The organism is Pseudomonadales bacterium, from assembly GCA_024234615.1.
In the GTDB taxonomy this organism is placed as follows: Bacteria; Pseudomonadota; Gammaproteobacteria; order Pseudomonadales; family IMCC2047; genus JAJFKB01.
In genome coordinates this window covers 619,527-635,211 of the sequence record JACKNY010000001.1, presented here as the reverse complement: position 1 = coordinate 635,211, position 15,685 = coordinate 619,527, and the positions used below count along the sequence as shown (strand labels likewise).

18 protein-coding genes are annotated in these 15,685 nt (G+C 46.4%); 6 read left to right on the top strand and 12 right to left on the bottom strand.

The window, feature by feature from the left end; translation table 11 throughout:
* Positions 1 to 2: 2 nt before the first annotated feature.
* From H6995_03040 to modA, 7 genes are all read right to left on the bottom strand, one after another.
* Complete coding sequence (locus H6995_03040; protein ID MCP5213966.1) at positions 3 to 608, bottom strand: TonB-dependent receptor; 606 nt, start codon at positions 606 to 608, stop codon at positions 3 to 5.
* Between the two features lie 20 nt (positions 609 to 628).
* On the bottom strand, positions 629 to 997 hold the full coding sequence (locus H6995_03035; protein MCP5213965.1) for a TonB-dependent receptor: 369 nt from the start codon (positions 995 to 997) through the stop codon (positions 629 to 631).
* A gap of 284 nt (positions 998 to 1,281) precedes the next feature.
* Positions 1,282 to 2,523: an aminotransferase class V-fold PLP-dependent enzyme gene (locus tag H6995_03030; GenBank protein ID MCP5213964.1), complete on the bottom strand. Its 1,242-nt coding sequence runs from the start codon at positions 2,521 to 2,523 to the stop codon at positions 1,282 to 1,284.
* Positions 2,524 to 2,603: 80 nt separating this feature from the next.
* Entirely contained in the window at positions 2,604 to 3,347 is a 744-nt protein-coding gene (locus H6995_03025) for a hypothetical protein (protein ID MCP5213963.1), read from the bottom strand.
* 271 nt (positions 3,348 to 3,618) lie between these two features.
* Positions 3,619 to 4,695, bottom strand: a complete 1,077-nt coding sequence (gene modC / locus H6995_03020; GenBank protein ID MCP5213962.1) for a molybdenum ABC transporter ATP-binding protein — start codon at positions 4,693 to 4,695, stop codon at positions 3,619 to 3,621.
* Complete coding sequence (gene modB, locus H6995_03015) at positions 4,685 to 5,380, bottom strand: molybdate ABC transporter permease subunit (protein ID MCP5213961.1); 696 nt, start codon at positions 5,378 to 5,380, stop codon at positions 4,685 to 4,687. Before modB ends, modC begins: the two co-directional genes overlap by 11 nt.
* A 35-nt stretch (positions 5,381 to 5,415) precedes the next feature.
* Positions 5,416 to 6,234, bottom strand: coding sequence for a molybdate ABC transporter substrate-binding protein (gene modA / locus H6995_03010; GenBank protein MCP5213960.1), 819 nt, complete (start codon positions 6,232 to 6,234; stop codon positions 5,416 to 5,418).
* 219 nt (positions 6,235 to 6,453) lie between these two features.
* Between modA and H6995_03005 the strand changes: the two genes are divergently transcribed.
* Both H6995_03005 and H6995_03000 read left to right on the top strand, forming a co-directional pair.
* Positions 6,454 to 6,969, top strand: a complete 516-nt coding sequence (locus H6995_03005) for a MarR family transcriptional regulator (protein MCP5213959.1) — start codon at positions 6,454 to 6,456, stop codon at positions 6,967 to 6,969.
* Between the two features lie 393 nt (positions 6,970 to 7,362).
* The gene (locus H6995_03000; GenBank protein MCP5213958.1) at positions 7,363 to 8,736 is read left to right on the top strand and encodes a tryptophanase; all 1,374 of its coding nucleotides are present in this window, start codon (positions 7,363 to 7,365) and stop codon (positions 8,734 to 8,736) included.
* A gap of 89 nt (positions 8,737 to 8,825) precedes the next feature.
* Here H6995_03000 and H6995_02995 read toward each other — a convergent pair whose 3' ends face one another.
* Complete coding sequence (locus tag H6995_02995; protein ID MCP5213957.1) at positions 8,826 to 9,098, bottom strand: acylphosphatase; 273 nt, start codon at positions 9,096 to 9,098, stop codon at positions 8,826 to 8,828.
* A 20-nt stretch (positions 9,099 to 9,118) separates the two neighbouring features.
* Positions 9,119 to 9,574, bottom strand: a complete 456-nt coding sequence (locus H6995_02990) for a TlpA family protein disulfide reductase (GenBank protein MCP5213956.1) — start codon at positions 9,572 to 9,574, stop codon at positions 9,119 to 9,121.
* A 92-nt stretch (positions 9,575 to 9,666) separates the two neighbouring features.
* Here H6995_02990 and arsC point away from each other — a divergent pair, with 92 nt between their 5' ends.
* From arsC to H6995_02970, 4 genes are all read left to right on the top strand, one after another.
* Positions 9,667 to 10,017, top strand: a complete 351-nt coding sequence (gene arsC, locus H6995_02985) for an arsenate reductase (glutaredoxin) (GenBank protein MCP5213955.1) — start codon at positions 9,667 to 9,669, stop codon at positions 10,015 to 10,017.
* Complete coding sequence (wrbA, locus tag H6995_02980; GenBank protein ID MCP5213954.1) at positions 10,017 to 10,625, top strand: NAD(P)H:quinone oxidoreductase; 609 nt, start codon at positions 10,017 to 10,019, stop codon at positions 10,623 to 10,625. The genes arsC and wrbA overlap by 1 nt, the downstream gene beginning before the upstream one ends.
* A gap of 23 nt (positions 10,626 to 10,648) precedes the next feature.
* Positions 10,649 to 10,981, top strand: coding sequence for a DUF2069 domain-containing protein (locus tag H6995_02975; protein MCP5213953.1), 333 nt, complete (start codon positions 10,649 to 10,651; stop codon positions 10,979 to 10,981).
* Between the two features lie 164 nt (positions 10,982 to 11,145).
* Complete coding sequence (locus H6995_02970; protein ID MCP5213952.1) at positions 11,146 to 11,346, top strand: hypothetical protein; 201 nt, start codon at positions 11,146 to 11,148, stop codon at positions 11,344 to 11,346.
* Between the two features lie 57 nt (positions 11,347 to 11,403).
* Here the strand turns inward: H6995_02970 and H6995_02965 are convergent, their stop codons facing one another.
* The 3 genes from H6995_02965 to ligA form a co-directional block, all read right to left on the bottom strand.
* The gene (locus H6995_02965) at positions 11,404 to 12,627 is read right to left on the bottom strand and encodes a response regulator (GenBank protein MCP5213951.1); all 1,224 of its coding nucleotides are present in this window, start codon (positions 12,625 to 12,627) and stop codon (positions 11,404 to 11,406) included.
* Between the two features lie 267 nt (positions 12,628 to 12,894).
* Positions 12,895 to 13,536 carry a hypothetical protein gene (locus tag H6995_02960; GenBank protein MCP5213950.1) on the bottom strand — a complete coding sequence of 214 codons (642 nt, stop codon included), beginning with the start codon at positions 13,534 to 13,536 and terminating at the stop codon, positions 12,895 to 12,897.
* Between the two features lie 94 nt (positions 13,537 to 13,630).
* Positions 13,631 to 15,685 (bottom strand): NAD-dependent DNA ligase LigA, encoded by a 2,055-nt coding sequence (gene ligA, locus H6995_02955; protein ID MCP5213949.1) that lies wholly within the window; start codon positions 15,683 to 15,685, stop codon positions 13,631 to 13,633.

Below are 15,685 nucleotides of genomic sequence, written 5' to 3'. Positions count from 1 at the left end.
AGTTAACGGGACAGCAGTGTTTTCACACCAAAGTTAAGGTTCGCAACACCGTAGGCATCCAGCTCATTATAGAATGGGCTTGCGCTGTTAAATTCTGTCGCGCTAGAGCCACGGTAGTTGTAGTCGAGATTAACTCGCCCTTCCATCGCATCTGTCACTTGCCAACTATAGGCGGCGGCTATGAAACCGGTGAAGTCTGGCACATTAGGGAATTCATCGCCTTCTTCACCGGGAAAGTCACCAACGGTACTCGGTTCATCACTACCCAATTCAGTATCAATCCAGCTGCCACCAATTGAGAAATCCCAATTTTCGTTGGGCCGATAGCGCATATCGATTTCCATACCCTTCACCGTGGCTTCTCCCAAATTATCGGTGAAGGAGAAGCTTTGTATCGCATTGCCCGTTTGAATGTCTTCCCAATCGGTGTAATAGAGCGAGGCGTTTAATTGAAGCCTTTTCTCCAACCAGGTGGATTTCATGCCAACTTCATAGCTGATCAGCTCATCCGAATCAAAGCCTTCAGGTAAAACCACGTTGATTGGCAAAATGACGGCATTGGTACCGCCAGGCCTAAACCCTTGTGCAATATTTCCGTAAAACAACATGTCCTCATTCGGCTCATAGGTTAGGTTAGGTTAGCTTTGAATGTCGCCTTGTTATCCTCCGTGCTTCTATTCTGAAACTCAATGGGATTACCCTGAAAACCAAAGAAAGGGTGAGTATTCGCGGAAGCGGACTCCGACTCCGATTCAAAATAGCGCGCACCTAAGGTGAGGTTCATGGTATCGCTTAATTGATAGTTAATTTCACCGAACACAGCACTGTTTTCAGACTCAACAGACAGCGTGCGGCCAAAAATCGTGCTACCGGAACCAATAAAGGCATCATCCGCATCTAACTGGCTGAAAGTACCAATAGGTTTACCGTTCGCATCGGCCGTTAGCACCTGGAGATCAAAGTCAATCTCATCTTCTTGGTACAGCAAACCCATCACGAAATTGACAGCACCATCAAAGCTAGAAGCATAACGTATTTCAGTTGAACGAACTTCTCGTTCTTGAATCTGATTGGTGATCGCAACGACAGGGGCATTAAAGAAAATAAGGATAGGCGTAGAGTCATAGATATAATCAATATCACGCGTAAACAGATTGGTTGTTGCCGGTCATGACCTTGGGAGTGTGGAAAATTCATAAGGGAGACAAAAACAGATAAAAAAAGGGCCACCACAATAAATTGCAGCAGCCCTTGAGGAGGGAACTTGGGTAAGCGCTTTGGCTAGAGCATACGTTTCTGATGCTCTATCAGATAATCGATTTCTTCTTCGGTATTAAAGAAGTGAGTGCAAACTCTCAGGTTACCTACACCACCAAGATTGCGCATCGAAATTTTAATCGGTTTCATACAACGGCCTGGTGCCGCACAACTGGCAAAAAAAGCGGCGTCCTTTTCGTAGCTACCGCTAGTATAGGTAATCAGGCCATGGCGCTTGGCTGGATCGGTAGGCGAAGTGACGGTACAGCCAATTTCCTGCAAGCGCTCAATCGCGTAGGTACCCAAACGTCTAATGCGTTCTTCCACATTGGTAATACCAATTTTCTCATAGAACTTTAAGGTGGCAATCCACCCGAATAGTGATGGCCCGATAGTCACGTCTTGGGAAAATTTATTGGCATTATTGACTGGCGGATACGACCAATGCGCCATGTTGTCGTGGTTCTCAACGCCAAAGGGAACCGGACCGGGAATATCTGACCAAATATAATTGCGGAATCTTGGATCGATTTTTTCGATCAGTTCTTTTTTGATATAAAAAAGCCCTGCACCTTCTGGGCCGCATTGCCATTTGTAGGCGCCGGTAACCATCATATCCACATCATCGTCTTTTACATCAATATCGATAGCACCAAAGGCTTGAATCGCATCATCGAGCACTAACGCGCCATGTTTATGTGCAATTTTGCACACCTCTTTCATGTTAAAGGTGAAGCCGCAGAACGCTGTCGTACGGTCCACGATAACTAGCTTGGTGTTACCATCAACCTGCGCTTCAAGATCTTCCATCAGTATCTCGCCATTGACATGTTTGACGAAGCGCAGCTCAACGCCGTAACGCTTACAGATATCCTGGGCAATATAAAGAAACGAGGGATATGACAGGTCATTCACGACAATATTGTCGCCTGCCTTCCAATCAAGCATGTTATACATAATGAGGTTGGCAGCAATCGACGGCCGATAAGCGTTCGTCACTTCATCTTTATCCGCGTTAATAAAACGTGCTCCGCGGGTAATACTTTCATCCCAGGCGGAAGTCAAAAAGGGATGCGTCGCAATGTCGGCATTAGGAATATCTTCCATGCGACCAAATTCGACAAAGTTATAAAAATCCCGAGCGGCTTTTAACCAATAGTTACCGGGTATCATCTGATCACCAGCATTAAGATAGACCCAGTAATCCGTTAACTTAAATTCGCCTCGAATGGCATCCAGGTTTTCATCAATGTAATTTTTTTTCACTTTTACCTCATTCAATTCATTATTCGTTGTTCTTTCGTACCCCGGCTTTAGCCCAAACTATTACTGACCGAGGATTTACTTCAAATGTAGTGGGCCGGGAAGGTGATGCGCTGATAGCCTGCTGCAACAAAATTGGCAAGACTAACCACATCATAGACCGGCGCTTTCAAGACTGCCTGTATCTCACTTCTGAAAGGTACTAAATTGGAGCACTCGAGCACCACTAAACCAATTTTCTCTCCACAGTTTTTAAGCGAAGACGCTACGTTGGCGACATCGCGTCTGAATTTTTTAATATCCATATCCTGCGCCCCGTCCAACACTACCCTTTTAAATTCTGGATAATCCTCCATGCCTCTCACGACCACGTCATCCAATCGAAATCCAGCGGCCTGGAGATGATCGTTACTTAATAATCCCGAGTGTCCGGTAATCACGCCGACCTTCATATCAGCAGGTAAAAAGCTTTTCAACAACGGCGTCATTTGTAGCGCAGAACTAACAAAAGGGACCGCTAACTGATTGGCTATCTCCTGCTGAAAAGGGGCATAAAGCCCACAGCTAGTAGTGATGAAATGAACACCCCTGTGTTGCAGTTGTTGCGCCGCTTGGACAATCTTATCTATACAGGACATATTAATGCTGATTAAATCCTGAATCGTCACCCCTTCAACTAAGCCATACAGCACAGGGAACTCAAACGTCTGAGCATGTCCTGGGTCGCCGACCAACCTTGGAGTAGTCGAGCAAAGGGTTAATATGCCTAACACCTGACCATAATGCGTGCGCCCGCCTAACGCCTTTTCAGGCCCTAAATCATTCACTTACCGTACTCCAGAAAAGATACGTTATCTCATCCAATAATTTTATTCGCTGCCCTCTTTACCCCGGTCTATGTCTTTTTGATTTTCGTGAGAGCGATCCTAAACACCCGTTATTAGATGTTAAGAAGCTACACCCTATCGTCTTGATGGGAGTTTTGGTACAAAAATAATAGGGTTTTAGTTCTAAAATCGGATGGTACAAAACAGCTAAAAATGGGTGGTGATTGCTTTCTGAGTGAACGAAAAATCAAAGCAACCTATGTGTAATTCTTTAGTGCATCAACACAACGCTTTTTACTTGCGCATAGACTTTCACGCCTGGCTTAATGGCCAGAGTGTGGGCTGATTTGCGGGTAATCCTTGCTAGCAAAACCTCGTCCCCTGCGGCTAAACTTACGACGACATGAGCCTGAGTATCATCGGCCAGATCGATCACTGTTGCAGCAATACAGTTGAGAATACTGGTGTCGGTAGGCAACTCACGACAAAGACTAACGTCGCGCGCATTAATCCGCAACCTAACCTTGGTTGCCAATGGGTAGGGTAGCTGTTCCACGGAAAAGGTTCCGGCGGAAGAATGAAGAATCGAAAGATTAAACTGATTATCCTGATCGGCTATTTCTGCACTGACTACCGTTCCCGCCATATCCAAATGTGCCAGCGGCAGATCGAGCCGTGCCACCGTTTCCCGCATCGCGCCCTGCGTGAGGATGTGCCCTTTTTCAATATAGAGTACATGATCAGCCAAGCGTGTCACCTCATCTAGCGAATGACTGACATAAAGAATCGGAATATCCAAGTGCTGAGTCACGCGTTCAAAATAAGGCAAAATGGTATTTTTACTTTCTGGATCCAAGCTGGCGAGCGGTTCATCCATCAATAACAGTATGGGGCTGGTGAGCAGCGCGCGGGCAATGGCAACCCGCTGTTTTTCACCGCCAGACAATGCGTCAGGCGAGCGTTTTAGTAACGGCTGCAAATCCAATAGTTCGATAATTTCATCATAGCCCAACACGATTGCGCCATTTGATGGCACACGTTTTTTTCCAAAGTGTAAATTATCCTTCACACTCAGATGCTCAAATAACAAAATGTCTTGAAATATATAACCGATACGTCGCTTGTGCGGCGGTACAAATAGTCCCCTTTTGTCGTCCTGCCAGAGGTTCCCATCAAAGGCCAGAAAGCTATTAAAGCCTTTTTCCAAGCCCGCGATAAAGCGTAACAAACTGGTTTTTCCTGAGCCAGACGGCCCAATTATCGCGTAACCGCCCCGTGCCTCCAGCCGAGTATCAAACTCACAGTCAAAACCTGAACGCGGCAGGCGCGTGCGAATTTCAAGCATCATCGGGAAGTACCGTGCGACTGCGATTATTGCTATAAAGCAGCAACATGAGAATCAATGAAAAGAGAACGAGCACAGCGGCAAGCACATGCGCCTGCTGGTATTCAAGCGCTTCGACATGGTCGTAAATCGCAATAGAGAGCACCTGCGTTTCGCCGGGAATGTTGCCTCCTATCATTAAAACCACACCAAACTCGCCGAGCGTGTGTGCAAATCCCAAGGTGATGGCCGTAATAAACCCTCTTTTCGCCATCGGCACGGCAACGTTAAAAAATCTATCCAGAGGCGAAGCCCCTAATGTTGCTGCCGCCTCCAGTGGTTTGCGCCCCACCCCATGAAAAGCGTTCAGTAAGGGTTGAATAACGAAGGGCATGGAATAAATCAGCGAGCCCACCACTAGGCCGGAAAAGGTAAATGCTAAGGGAGCGAGTCCCATAACATTCAGTGTTTTCCCTATAATACCCTGTGGTGCAAAGGCGACCAGCAGATAAAACCCCAATACCGTAGGCGGCAATACCAATGGCATTGCGATAATTGCTTCAATGACCGCACGATACCAGGTTTTTCGTAGGGATAGCCACCAAGCCAAAGGCGTGCCTATGAGCAATAATAACAACGTGGTAATGGCGGCAAGTTTGAGCGTAACCCAAAACGCCTGCATATCCTCATGGCTCAACAGAAAATCCATGGCTGACCTAGGCCACCAGTTCTGGACAGATAACGCTAAATGTCATAACCGAATCTTTTAATAATGTCCTGCCCTTCCACAGATTCCAAATAGTCTATAAATGCTGACGCCACCGGGTTATCTTGGCTTGCTTTCAAGCTGACCCTGTATTGCTCCACTGGAGAATATAACCCCTGCGGCACGCGCCAAACGCTCGCGCTATTAACCAAGTCTTCCGACCGCAACGCTCCCCACTCAATCAACTGGGAAAGTGCAACAAATCCTGCCTGAACCTGCCTAGCAGCAACAAAATGGAATGCTTGCGCCACACTTTCACCATACACAAGCTTTTCTTTTATTTGTTCAAATTGAGGGTCAGAGTCTAGCACCTGTAGAGAGGCCAGCCCATAGGGCGCTGTTTTAACGTTTGCAATCGAGATTTTCGTAATTGCCTTGTCACTCAACTGAGCCAAACCTATCTCCTGCATATTGAAGCCTGGGGCCCACAGTACCAATATTCCGGTGGCGTAGCGTATCGGCGTATTTTCTATTGTTAAATTTTGTTCTACTAACTTTTCTGGCCGAGCCTTGTCCGCCGCAAAATACAGATCATAGGGTGCTCCCTGTACAATCTGTGCATATAGCTTCCCCGTCGAGCCCATCGAAACTACTACCTTATATCCCGATCTTTCCTCAAAATTTTTCACAATGACTTTCAGCGCCCCGCCAAAATTTGCGGCAACAGCAATATGAACCTTCCCTGTCGCAGCATGAGAAAGACCGGCCATCACACTGCCAAACAACAACCCCATTACCACCTGGGTGAGACGCCGAAACTTCAGGTTAAACCTGCGTGTCCAGAGAATAGAGGTCATGTTCGAAGAAGCTCCTGTCGAATCGCTTGACATAAAAAAGCGCGATTGTAGCATTTGCCCCGTTTTAACTCTAACGAGGGCACCAGCAAAAACCTAAAATATCTATTTGGGATGGTTTGATCCACATCAAAAGCTGTAGCTTTAGGTTTAAATTAGATTCGCTACCTCAGGTATAATCCCAAGTCTAAATAACCGGCTAATTAAGGAACATAAAACACTGTGAATAGTGCTCAAAACCGCATTTTAGATGCTGAATTTCGTGGTGCCGATCAAGACCATCAATCACTACGCTTATGGCTGAGACTGCTTACCTGCACCAACCTTATCGAATCGAAATTACGTAATCATCTACGTCTGGAATTCGGCTGCACGCTACCGCGCTTTGACATGCTGGCTCAGTTGGAGAGCCACCCCGAAGGTTTAAGCATGGGTCAGCTTTCACAGCTCATGATGGTATCCGCTGGCAACGTCACTGGGATTTCAAACCAATTAGAAAAAGAAGGTTTAATAGTTCGCAAAGTTTCAGCTAAAGATCGACGCTCATTTTCGTTATCGCTCACACCAGAAGGCAAAGAGCAGATTGCAATCATGATGCGTTCTTATCAGGCCTGTCTTTCCGATATATTCACGCAAATATCGGAAGAAGGTACTGATACCGCAATCAACATGCTTGGTCAGCTCAAACAAAAAATACTGACTGACCAGGCTCCACTTATGCGGCTAGCCTCTGTCTAAGGAACCTCTGTTAACACCTGAAAGCTTCACCTGCGAGTTATAAACGAATTAATCTTATCAATAAGCGCCTTTTGTAAAAGGCGCCTCTAGCGCCACAAATTATTAATTTCGTATTGCAGTTATAAACTATATTGCGATTTACTGTTTCATTCAGAAACCCATAACTCTCTTCCCCCTCGTGCTCGTTAAGGTCGCTAGAATTTAGCGTTCAGTTATCTGAGCCCGCTTTTTAATACCTCCTATTGTTTTTAAATTAAGCTATCTCAATAAAAATATTTTTTAAGTACAAATTATTTTATGAAATATTAATTTCATATTGCAATTATTTTAATTAACAACTATTATTTTACCCATAAACCATCCTGCCGAATAATGCGCTATAGGAGATACCTTGTGAAAACAATTTTCGAACCTTTCAGAATAAAATCTGTTGAGCCGATTAAAATGACGACGCGGGAAGAACGCGTCAAACTACTAGAAGAAGCCCATTACAATGTATTTTCGCTAAAGTCGGAAAATGTACTTATCGATCTATTAACAGATTCTGGCACTTCGGCGATGAGCACTCACCAATGGTCAGCCTTAATGCAAGGAGATGAATCCTATGCTGGCTCACCCTCCTTCTACCGCTTTGAAGCATCCGTTAAGGATTTATTTCCTTTTAAGCATGTCATTCCTACACACCAAGGACGTGCCGCCGAACAAATTTTGACCTCTATTATCCCCGGGGACACCAGCACCCAGATTATTCCTAACAACACTCACTTTGATACCACCCGTGCAAACTTCGAAAATGCTGGCATCAACGCCGTAGATATCGTTGTAGCAGAAGGCAAAAATCCTTCACTGGAACACCCATTCAAGGGCAATATGGATTTGGTTGCACTGGAAGCACTGCTGGAAAAAGAAGCGGCCAACATTCCCTTGGTAATGATTACTATCACCAACAACGCCGGTGGTGGTCAGCCTGTTTCAATGGCGAACGTGCGCGGCGCCAAAAAAATATGCGATAAATACAATAAACCACTGTATATCGATAGCGCACGTTTCGCTGAAAATGCCTACTTTATTAAGTTACGTGAAGAAGGCTACCAAGACACCTCTGTACGAGATATCGTGCGTGAAATGTTCTCCTTAGCGGATGGGATGACTATTAGTGGCAAGAAAGATACTTTTTCCAACATGGGTGGTTGGCTTGCGTTAAACGATGACGAATGGGCTGAAAAAGCCCGTGCGCGATTGATTATGACTGAAGGTTTTCCAACCTATGGCGGACTTTCCGGTCGCGATCTGGAATGTGTCGCACAAGGTCTGAAAGAAATTGTCGACGAGGATTACCTCAAATACCGTATCCGATCGATTCAATATATCAATGAAAAGCTTGATGCTCTTGGCATACCTGTGGTGAAACCTGCCGGCGGCCATGCGGTATTCATTGATGCAAAAGCGATGTTGCCGAATATTCCCGCACTACAGTATCCCGGTCAAGCGTTGGCTGTTGCCATGTACATCTACGGCGGCATTCGAGGCGCTGAAATTGGTTCGTTCATGTTCGGCCGACAGCCCGATGGCACCGAAAAAGCAGCGCCGATGGAATTAGTGCGTCTGGCGATGCCACGCCGAGTTTACACTCAAAGCCAAGCCGATTATATGATTGAGGTGTTCGAGGAAATTGTCAGAGATAAAGATCAACTTAAAGGCCTGGAAATTACTTGGGAACCGACTTCATTACGTCACTTTACCTCCAAATTACGACCGCTTGCTTAAAGCGTATTAGAACCAAAAAGGCCTTTGCTGATTCAGCAAAGGCCTTTTTATAGCCATGACATATTCGATCCAGTGCTAGCGTCAACCCTTCAACTGGTATAGAACCTCTGCAAAGGCTGCCATTCAAGAACCTCTATCGACACCTGCTCCACCCTGGCATTCGGCGGGCCTTCATGCAGCCAGTCGGCGACCTCCTTCACAACTTTTTCCTCACCGCACAGCATTACTTCGACCCGGCCATCGGCCAGATTTTTCGCCCATCCGTTAACCCCACAGGATTCCGCTTTCCTCTGCGTCGAGCGTCGATACCAAACTCCTTGCACTAAACCGGAAACAAAGGCGTGAATACAAATATCAGCCATCGGTGTCTTTTCTTAATCGGTTAATTATCTTCAAGATACGCCTCAATGCTGGCTTGCGTCTGCGGGCCAACCAATTTATGGGCCAGCTTGCCTTCTCGATCAAAAATATAGGTTGTTGGTAGCACCTCAGGCAGCAGGTAATCGAGTTTCTGCTCTGGGTCTGATTGCAGTACGGGAAACTGAACATTCAGTGCCGTAATCTGTCTTCTTAGCTCCGCCAGATCCAAGCGATCAAAATTAATTCCCAACACCGTGGCGCTGTCATTCCTGTGATGTTGATACAACTGATTAAGTTCAGGAATTTCTTCTAAACAGGGTTTACACCATTCCGCCCAATAATTAATGACCAGCCAACGCCCGCGGAAATCGTCCCAACCGAACTCGTTACCCTGAGCATCCGTAAACTCGGTGCGGCTACATGCTATCAGTTGCAATAACAGTAAAATAAAAACAACTTTTTTAAGTTTCGCAAACATGGTGGAAAGTGATTAAAATCCTATTGCTTGAGATATAAAAGATTTTCAATTGCATTAACCAGACTATTCTACCGAACGGAGAGCAGATATCCATGAGTGATGTCACGATTTATCATAACCCGCGTTGTTCGAAATCGCGTCAAACCTTGGCTCTTTTAGAGGAAAGAGGCATTCAACCCAATATTGTACTGTATTTGGAAAATACGCCTAATCAGAAGCAACTTAAGTCGTTACTCAGCAAATTGGGAATATCCGCACGCGACCTTATGCGTACGGGAGAGTCGGAGTATAAGGACAATAACCTGAAGGATAAAGACCTCAGCGAAGCAGCGTTGATCACCGCTATGGTGAAATATCCCAAACTGATTGAAAGGCCCATTGTGGTCGCCAACGGCAAAGCCGCTCTGGGCAGACCCCCAGAAAAAGTTCTGGAGATACTCTAATGCCCGCCTCACCAGCTTATATCCTGGTGCTCTATTACAGTCGATTTGGCGCAACCGCGCAGATGGCGCAACGAATCGCGCGCGGCGTCAATCAGGTCGATGGTGTTGAAGCTCGTCTGCGCACCGTGCCACCAGTTTCAACGGTCTGTGAAGCTACCGAGGAAACTATTCCTGCCGAAGGTGCTATCTATTGTACTGAAGATGATCTGCGGTATTGTACAGGGCTGGCGTTAGGCAGCCCGACACGTTTTGGCAACATGGCGGCACCGATGAAGTATTTTATCGATGGCACCAGTGCGCTCTGGCTTAGCGGTGCCCTGATTAACAAACCGGCCTGCGTATTTTCTTCATCATCCAGTCTACATGGCGGGCAAGAAACCACACTATTGAGTATGATGTTACCCTTGATTCACCACGGCATGATTATCGCAGGACTACCCTACAGCGAATCCAGACTCTCCACGACAGAAACCGGCGGAACTCCCTATGGAGTAACTCACGTCGCCGGTCGTGACAGCGACTGGCCACTCTCGCAGGATGAGCTTGAGCTCTGCCAGGCGCAGGGGAAGCGCATCGCAACGTTGGCATTGCAGCTGAGGGTGAACTAATGGAGTGGCGGAACCGTGTTCTCATGAGCCGGTTACTCACCTGGATTTTCTACCTCGCATTGCTCATCAGTTTTGTGGTAGCGCAGCTTCTTTCTGACCACTTTAATTGGGGTGTGCTTGCATTTCAATCGGCGCCTTTGTTGGTATTTCTGCCGGGTTTAATGAAGGGGAATACCAAAACCCATGTTTGGATAGGCTGCGTACTTTTATTTTATACCAGTAAGTTTATTTCAGACTTGTTCGTAAGCCACTGGTCATGGCTCAGCATCTTACAAACCCTTTGCGCCGTGGCGCTTTTTACAGCCGCCGCGCTGTATAGCCATTGGCAGTGGAAACTTAAAAAACAACCAGATTAAGGTTAAAACATTTCTGGTTAATTCCAGATAAGCCCTTCCTTCACCTTCTGCTGTTCACATAAAAACAAGCGATAGTTCCCTTTTTGATATGGGCTGATCATGGTGATCGGCCTAGACTGATCCTGCATCATCATAAATTAAAATGATTTATCTCGGAGGGAGAAATGGTTCATTCAACAAGACCAAATAAAAAGAAGGTGTATTGGCACCCGCTGGCAAAAGCTCTCGCGATAGTCAGTACAACAGTTAACGTACCGATCATTCATGCGGCGCCCGCATTGGAAGAAATTGTGGTTACCGCGCAAAAAGTGGAGGAAAGTCTTCAGGATACCCCCGTCGCGGTGAGCGACTTTAACCCGCGCTAACTCTGTAAAATTCGGCATCTATATTAGGGACTCTAAGCTCAGGTAAAAGCTAATGGGTTAGCTCATCAGCATGTAGACACCCACCAGCGCAGCTGTTGAAAGCGCAAGGGCAATACCACTAACCACATAGATTTTTGTGATTTTGGCTTTTATCTGATTACTTGCCTGTTCAACCTTCTCCCAGGCTGACTCTGACGCTTCCTGACGGGCGCTTTCAAGTCCGGCTTCGATTGCTTTGGCCAGTTTTTTGTCGATTCGCCCCTGTAGTTCTGAAGACGCCGTTTGGCTAATCTGTTCAGCGGCTTGCTTGGCTGCTTTTTGAGCAATATCTGATGCTTGCAGCAATGTATCATTGGCCTTTTCGGCGGCAGCATCCTGCGCGCGCATCAGAATATCTTCCATCAATTCCGGCGCTACTTTTTTCAATTCTTGATGGGTTTTTAACTCACCGATACTAGAATAAATTTCAGCAAGCTGTTCGTTGAGATCACGTTGTGTTTGTTCACGTAATTTAAGTATTTCCGCTTGTACCAGCCGCTCAACTTCATCCATGGTTAAGCTGGGCTTGGTATCACCCTGAATCTTATCCGCTTGAAGTTGCTGCACCTTAGCCACCTCGCGAGTAACACTCTCCTCAAGCATTGATTTTGCTACCTTATCAAAGTTACTGAGCACCATGCTGCGCAGTTGAGGCAACCTCGTATCCAGTAGCTCATCCAATCGCTCTTGCATGCATTCATTAACCGCTTTGATAGCAGATTCAGTAGCAATCTGTGAAATCTGTCCCACTGGCACTACCACGTCATCAAGGGTAGGCGGTTGCTGATGTTCAGCTAGCGTCGGCGGACTATCCTGTAACTCTTGCTGGGGTTCCATATCAACCTCCTGCGGCAGCTCCTGCCTGTGCAGATTAATATTATGTATTAACTTATCAAGAACCTCTGTCAGTGCGCTTGGCGTAGCGGGTTTAGGTAATATATCAACCGCCCCATTTTCGCGCGCTTGCTGGGCATAGCTTTCCCCTTCTTTAGAGGTGCACATTATAATCGGGATTTCTGACTTGTCGGGTCTATTCTTAATCGCTCGTGCCGCCTCAAAGCCATCCATACCAGGCATAAAGTGATCCATGAAAATTAAATCAGGGTGATTGGTATCAAGATATCCTAAGGCCTGTTCTGCGCTTTCAGCAACGTCGACTTGCATACCATTGCGTTCCAAAAGTTTACGCAGTGCAAATCGTGCCGATTTTGAATCATCAACTAATAAAACTCGATTTAACATATGGATTCCTTCATCGTATAAAACTGACTCATCCGGCAGGTTGACAGTCTGTTGACACTCCCTGTCACAGCGGCGCGTCCATCTCCGTCCAAATCATGGTCTAAGATTTTTTATTGATAAACAAAAGGTTAGCTTTCGAAATGGTTAACTCGGCAACTGAGTGCTTACAATAGATAACCAGACCTTTGTTAGTTATAGGCTATGATTGGCTTTAGAGCAAAATTTCAGTGCTCTGAGTTAGGCAGGATTTCTAGGGAATCACGACAATTAGCCGCCGTTTAACTGCGTAGTAAAATCGTCAATATAGAAGTGCTTAGGTAAGGTATCAAAGAAGAATTCAATATCTGACGCATAATCGCGGCTTTCTCCAGGATTGAGCTCGTTCACATCTTTAACTTCATCCGTCGCCACATGAACCCCGTGCTCATCAAAGAGCAAGACGCGAAAAGCGGGTTTTATTTTTCTCGACGAATTATTTTCTACCACCAGCAGATACTTGTATTGCTGGTGGTTTGCCTGCTTAATAATGTTGAATACGACATTTTTAACGTAGCGGTTATTGACCGATAGCACTTTATTGAGGGCCAACTCCTCAAGGTTTGGAAAACGCCCGTGAATCAGCGCAGATAGTTCCTGATTTGACTTTTCCAGTTGCGGTTTTAACGCATCCAATTGTGCCTTTGCGCCTTCCAGCTCAAAACGCAGGTTTCGATTAAGTTCATTCAAACTGGAAATTTTCACAGTGCTATAAATAGAAACCACAATCAAAATAAGAACAGTGATGGCAAGGGTCATTGACAGTAAAATGATTTTTAAGGTTCTTCGCCGCGAATGACTGGAACGGCCATAGCGGCTATGTTCCATTTTTTCTTTATAGTCAGTTGCGGAGGTGCTTGAGTGATCCGCCATAGTCGTCCTAATTATTATTATTTTCCGAGTAAGTCGCCTAATTCTAGCAAAGACTACAGATTAGGCTAATACTTTCGTACTTAAAAATAAGCAGTCACCCAATTTGGGGCAAATGAGTCTTTTCGAGCAACCGCCACTCGGAGAGGCGATTTACAAATTGCGCTTCATCTATTATCTCAACCCCCAGTTCTTCCGCTTTACGCAGTTTGGAACCGGCATTTACGCCAGCAATTAGGCAATCAGTTTTGGCAGAGACACTTCCACTCACCTTGGCACCCAACGCCTGCAGAGCAGCTTTTGCTTCATCTCGCGTCATCTGTTCCAAGGTGCCAGTCAGCACAAATGTCTGCCCCTGCAAGGGCAATTGCTCTGACTGAACGGGCTCATGTTCTGGCCATTCAACTCCGGCACAACGCAGCTTATCGATAACGTCAAGATTATGAGGTTGATGAAAAAAGGTGGCGATATGCTGCGCCACAATCGGCCCGATATCCGCCACCGCAAGCAAGCTTTCCTCGCTAGCGTTTTGAATCTCACTCAAACTACCAAAATGGTTGGCCAAGTTTAAGGCGGTGGCTTCCCCGACTTCGCGTATGCCCAGCGCATAAATAAATCGGTTGAGACTCGTCTTTTTACTTTTCACCAACGCGTTGCGTAGATTGCTGGCAGACTTATCACCCATCCGCTCCAATTTACTCAATTGATGTTGGCTTAACCCAAAGAGGTCAGCCACATTTTCCACCAGCCCTTCATCGACCAGCACATCCACCAGTTTATCCCCTAAGCCCTCGATATCCAGCGCCTTACGCGAGGCGAAATGTTTGATCGCCTGCTTACGTTGCGCCGAACAGTAGAGCCCACCGGTACAGCGCGCCACCGCTTCTCCAACATTGCGAATCACCTCTGAACCACATACCGGGCAGCTGGCTGGAAAAGTAATTATTTTTGTATCTGCGGGTCGTTTCTCCAGTACCACGCTCACCACTTGAGGAATCACATCACCAGCACGGCGGACGATGACGGTGTCTCCTATGCGTACATCGAGACGCTCAATTTCATCCATATTGTGCAAGGTCGCGTTGCTCACTGTAACACCACCCACAAAAACCGGCTCCAGTCTCGCCACTGGCGTCACGGCGCCGGTACGACCAACCTGAAACTCCACATCAACTAAACGGGTAACTTCTTCCTGGGCAGGAAATTTATAGGCGATGGCCCAGCGTGGCGCGCGCGAAACAAAGCCTAATTCCTTCTGCAAGACCAGGCTATCCACTTTAAAAACGATACCATCGATTTCATAGTGCAACTGATCGCGTATGTTTTCCAACTGATCATAATAGCTTAAGCAACCCTCAACACCATTGGCCACGGCCATCTGACTATTAATACGAAAACCCCATTGGCTAAGCTGCCGTAAAATCGCTATATGTCGATCAGGCAAATTGCCACCTTCAACCATGCCCACACCGTAACAACACATTTCCAAAGGGCGTTTAGCGGTAATCTTAGGATCTAACTGTCGCAAACTGCCAGCGGCGGCATTACGCGGGTTAACAAAAGTCTTTTCCTCAAGCGCCAGCGCCTTGCGGTTAAACTCTTCAAAACCCCGTTTTGGCATATAAACTTCACCGCGCACTTCCAAAACCTTAGGCCAGCCGCTGCCCATTAGTTTGAGCGGAATAGAGGGAATCGTGCGTAAATTTTGACTAATATCTTCACCCCGATAGCCATCACCCCGAGTGGCGCCTTTTTCAAAAACCCCATCTCGATACAGCAAACTGACGGCAATACCATCGAGTTTTGGCTCGCAGGCGTACTCTATTTCAGCATCGGATTTTAAACGGTCTTTAATGCGCCGCTCAAATGCCCGCATCTCTTCATCGCTAAAAGCGTTATCGAGGGAGAGCATCGGTACTTGATGAATGATTTCAGAAAAGGCGCTGAGCGGCTCCGCGCCAACCCGTTGACTGGGAGAATCTGCTGTTAACCATTCAGGGTGCTCAGCTTCCAGCATCTGTAACTGTCGCATCAAACGATCATATTCAACATCAGGAATAGAGGGCTCATCCAACACATAGTAGCGATAATTGTGTTGGTTGATAGCTTCTTTTAATTGCTCTAGCTGTTGCCGGTCGTGGGCTTTGGTCAT

What these genes read in the sequence shown, in the direction of transcription:
- H6995_02960 (MCP5213950.1), bottom strand. Translation starts at nt 13,536, where the DNA reads ATGGCGGATCACTCAAGCACCTCCGCAACTGACTATAAAGAAAAAATG.
- arsC (MCP5213955.1), top strand. Translation starts at nt 9,667, where the DNA reads ATGAGTGATGTCACGATTTATCATAACCCGCGTTGTTCGAAATCGCGT.
- H6995_03040 (MCP5213966.1), bottom strand. Translation starts at nt 608, where the DNA reads ATGTTGTTTTACGGAAATATTGCACAAGGGTTTAGGCCTGGCGGTACC.
- ligA (MCP5213949.1), bottom strand. Translation starts at nt 15,685, where the DNA reads ATGACCAAAGCCCACGACCGGCAACAGCTAGAGCAATTAAAAGAAGCT.
- H6995_02990 (MCP5213956.1), bottom strand. Translation starts at nt 9,574, where the DNA reads ATGTTTGCGAAACTTAAAAAAGTTGTTTTTATTTTACTGTTATTGCAA.
- H6995_02970 (MCP5213952.1), top strand. Translation starts at nt 11,146, where the DNA reads ATGGTTCATTCAACAAGACCAAATAAAAAGAAGGTGTATTGGCACCCG.
- wrbA (MCP5213954.1), top strand. Translation starts at nt 10,017, where the DNA reads ATGCCCGCCTCACCAGCTTATATCCTGGTGCTCTATTACAGTCGATTT.
- H6995_02975 (MCP5213953.1), top strand. Translation starts at nt 10,649, where the DNA reads ATGAGCCGGTTACTCACCTGGATTTTCTACCTCGCATTGCTCATCAGT.
- H6995_02965 (MCP5213951.1), bottom strand. Translation starts at nt 12,627, where the DNA reads ATGTTAAATCGAGTTTTATTAGTTGATGATTCAAAATCGGCACGATTT.
- modB (MCP5213961.1), bottom strand. Translation starts at nt 5,380, where the DNA reads ATGGATTTTCTGTTGAGCCATGAGGATATGCAGGCGTTTTGGGTTACG.
- H6995_02995 (MCP5213957.1), bottom strand. Translation starts at nt 9,098, where the DNA reads ATGGCTGATATTTGTATTCACGCCTTTGTTTCCGGTTTAGTGCAAGGA.
- modC (MCP5213962.1), bottom strand. Translation starts at nt 4,695, where the DNA reads ATGATGCTTGAAATTCGCACGCGCCTGCCGCGTTCAGGTTTTGACTGT.
- modA (MCP5213960.1), bottom strand. Translation starts at nt 6,234, where the DNA reads ATGACCTCTATTCTCTGGACACGCAGGTTTAACCTGAAGTTTCGGCGT.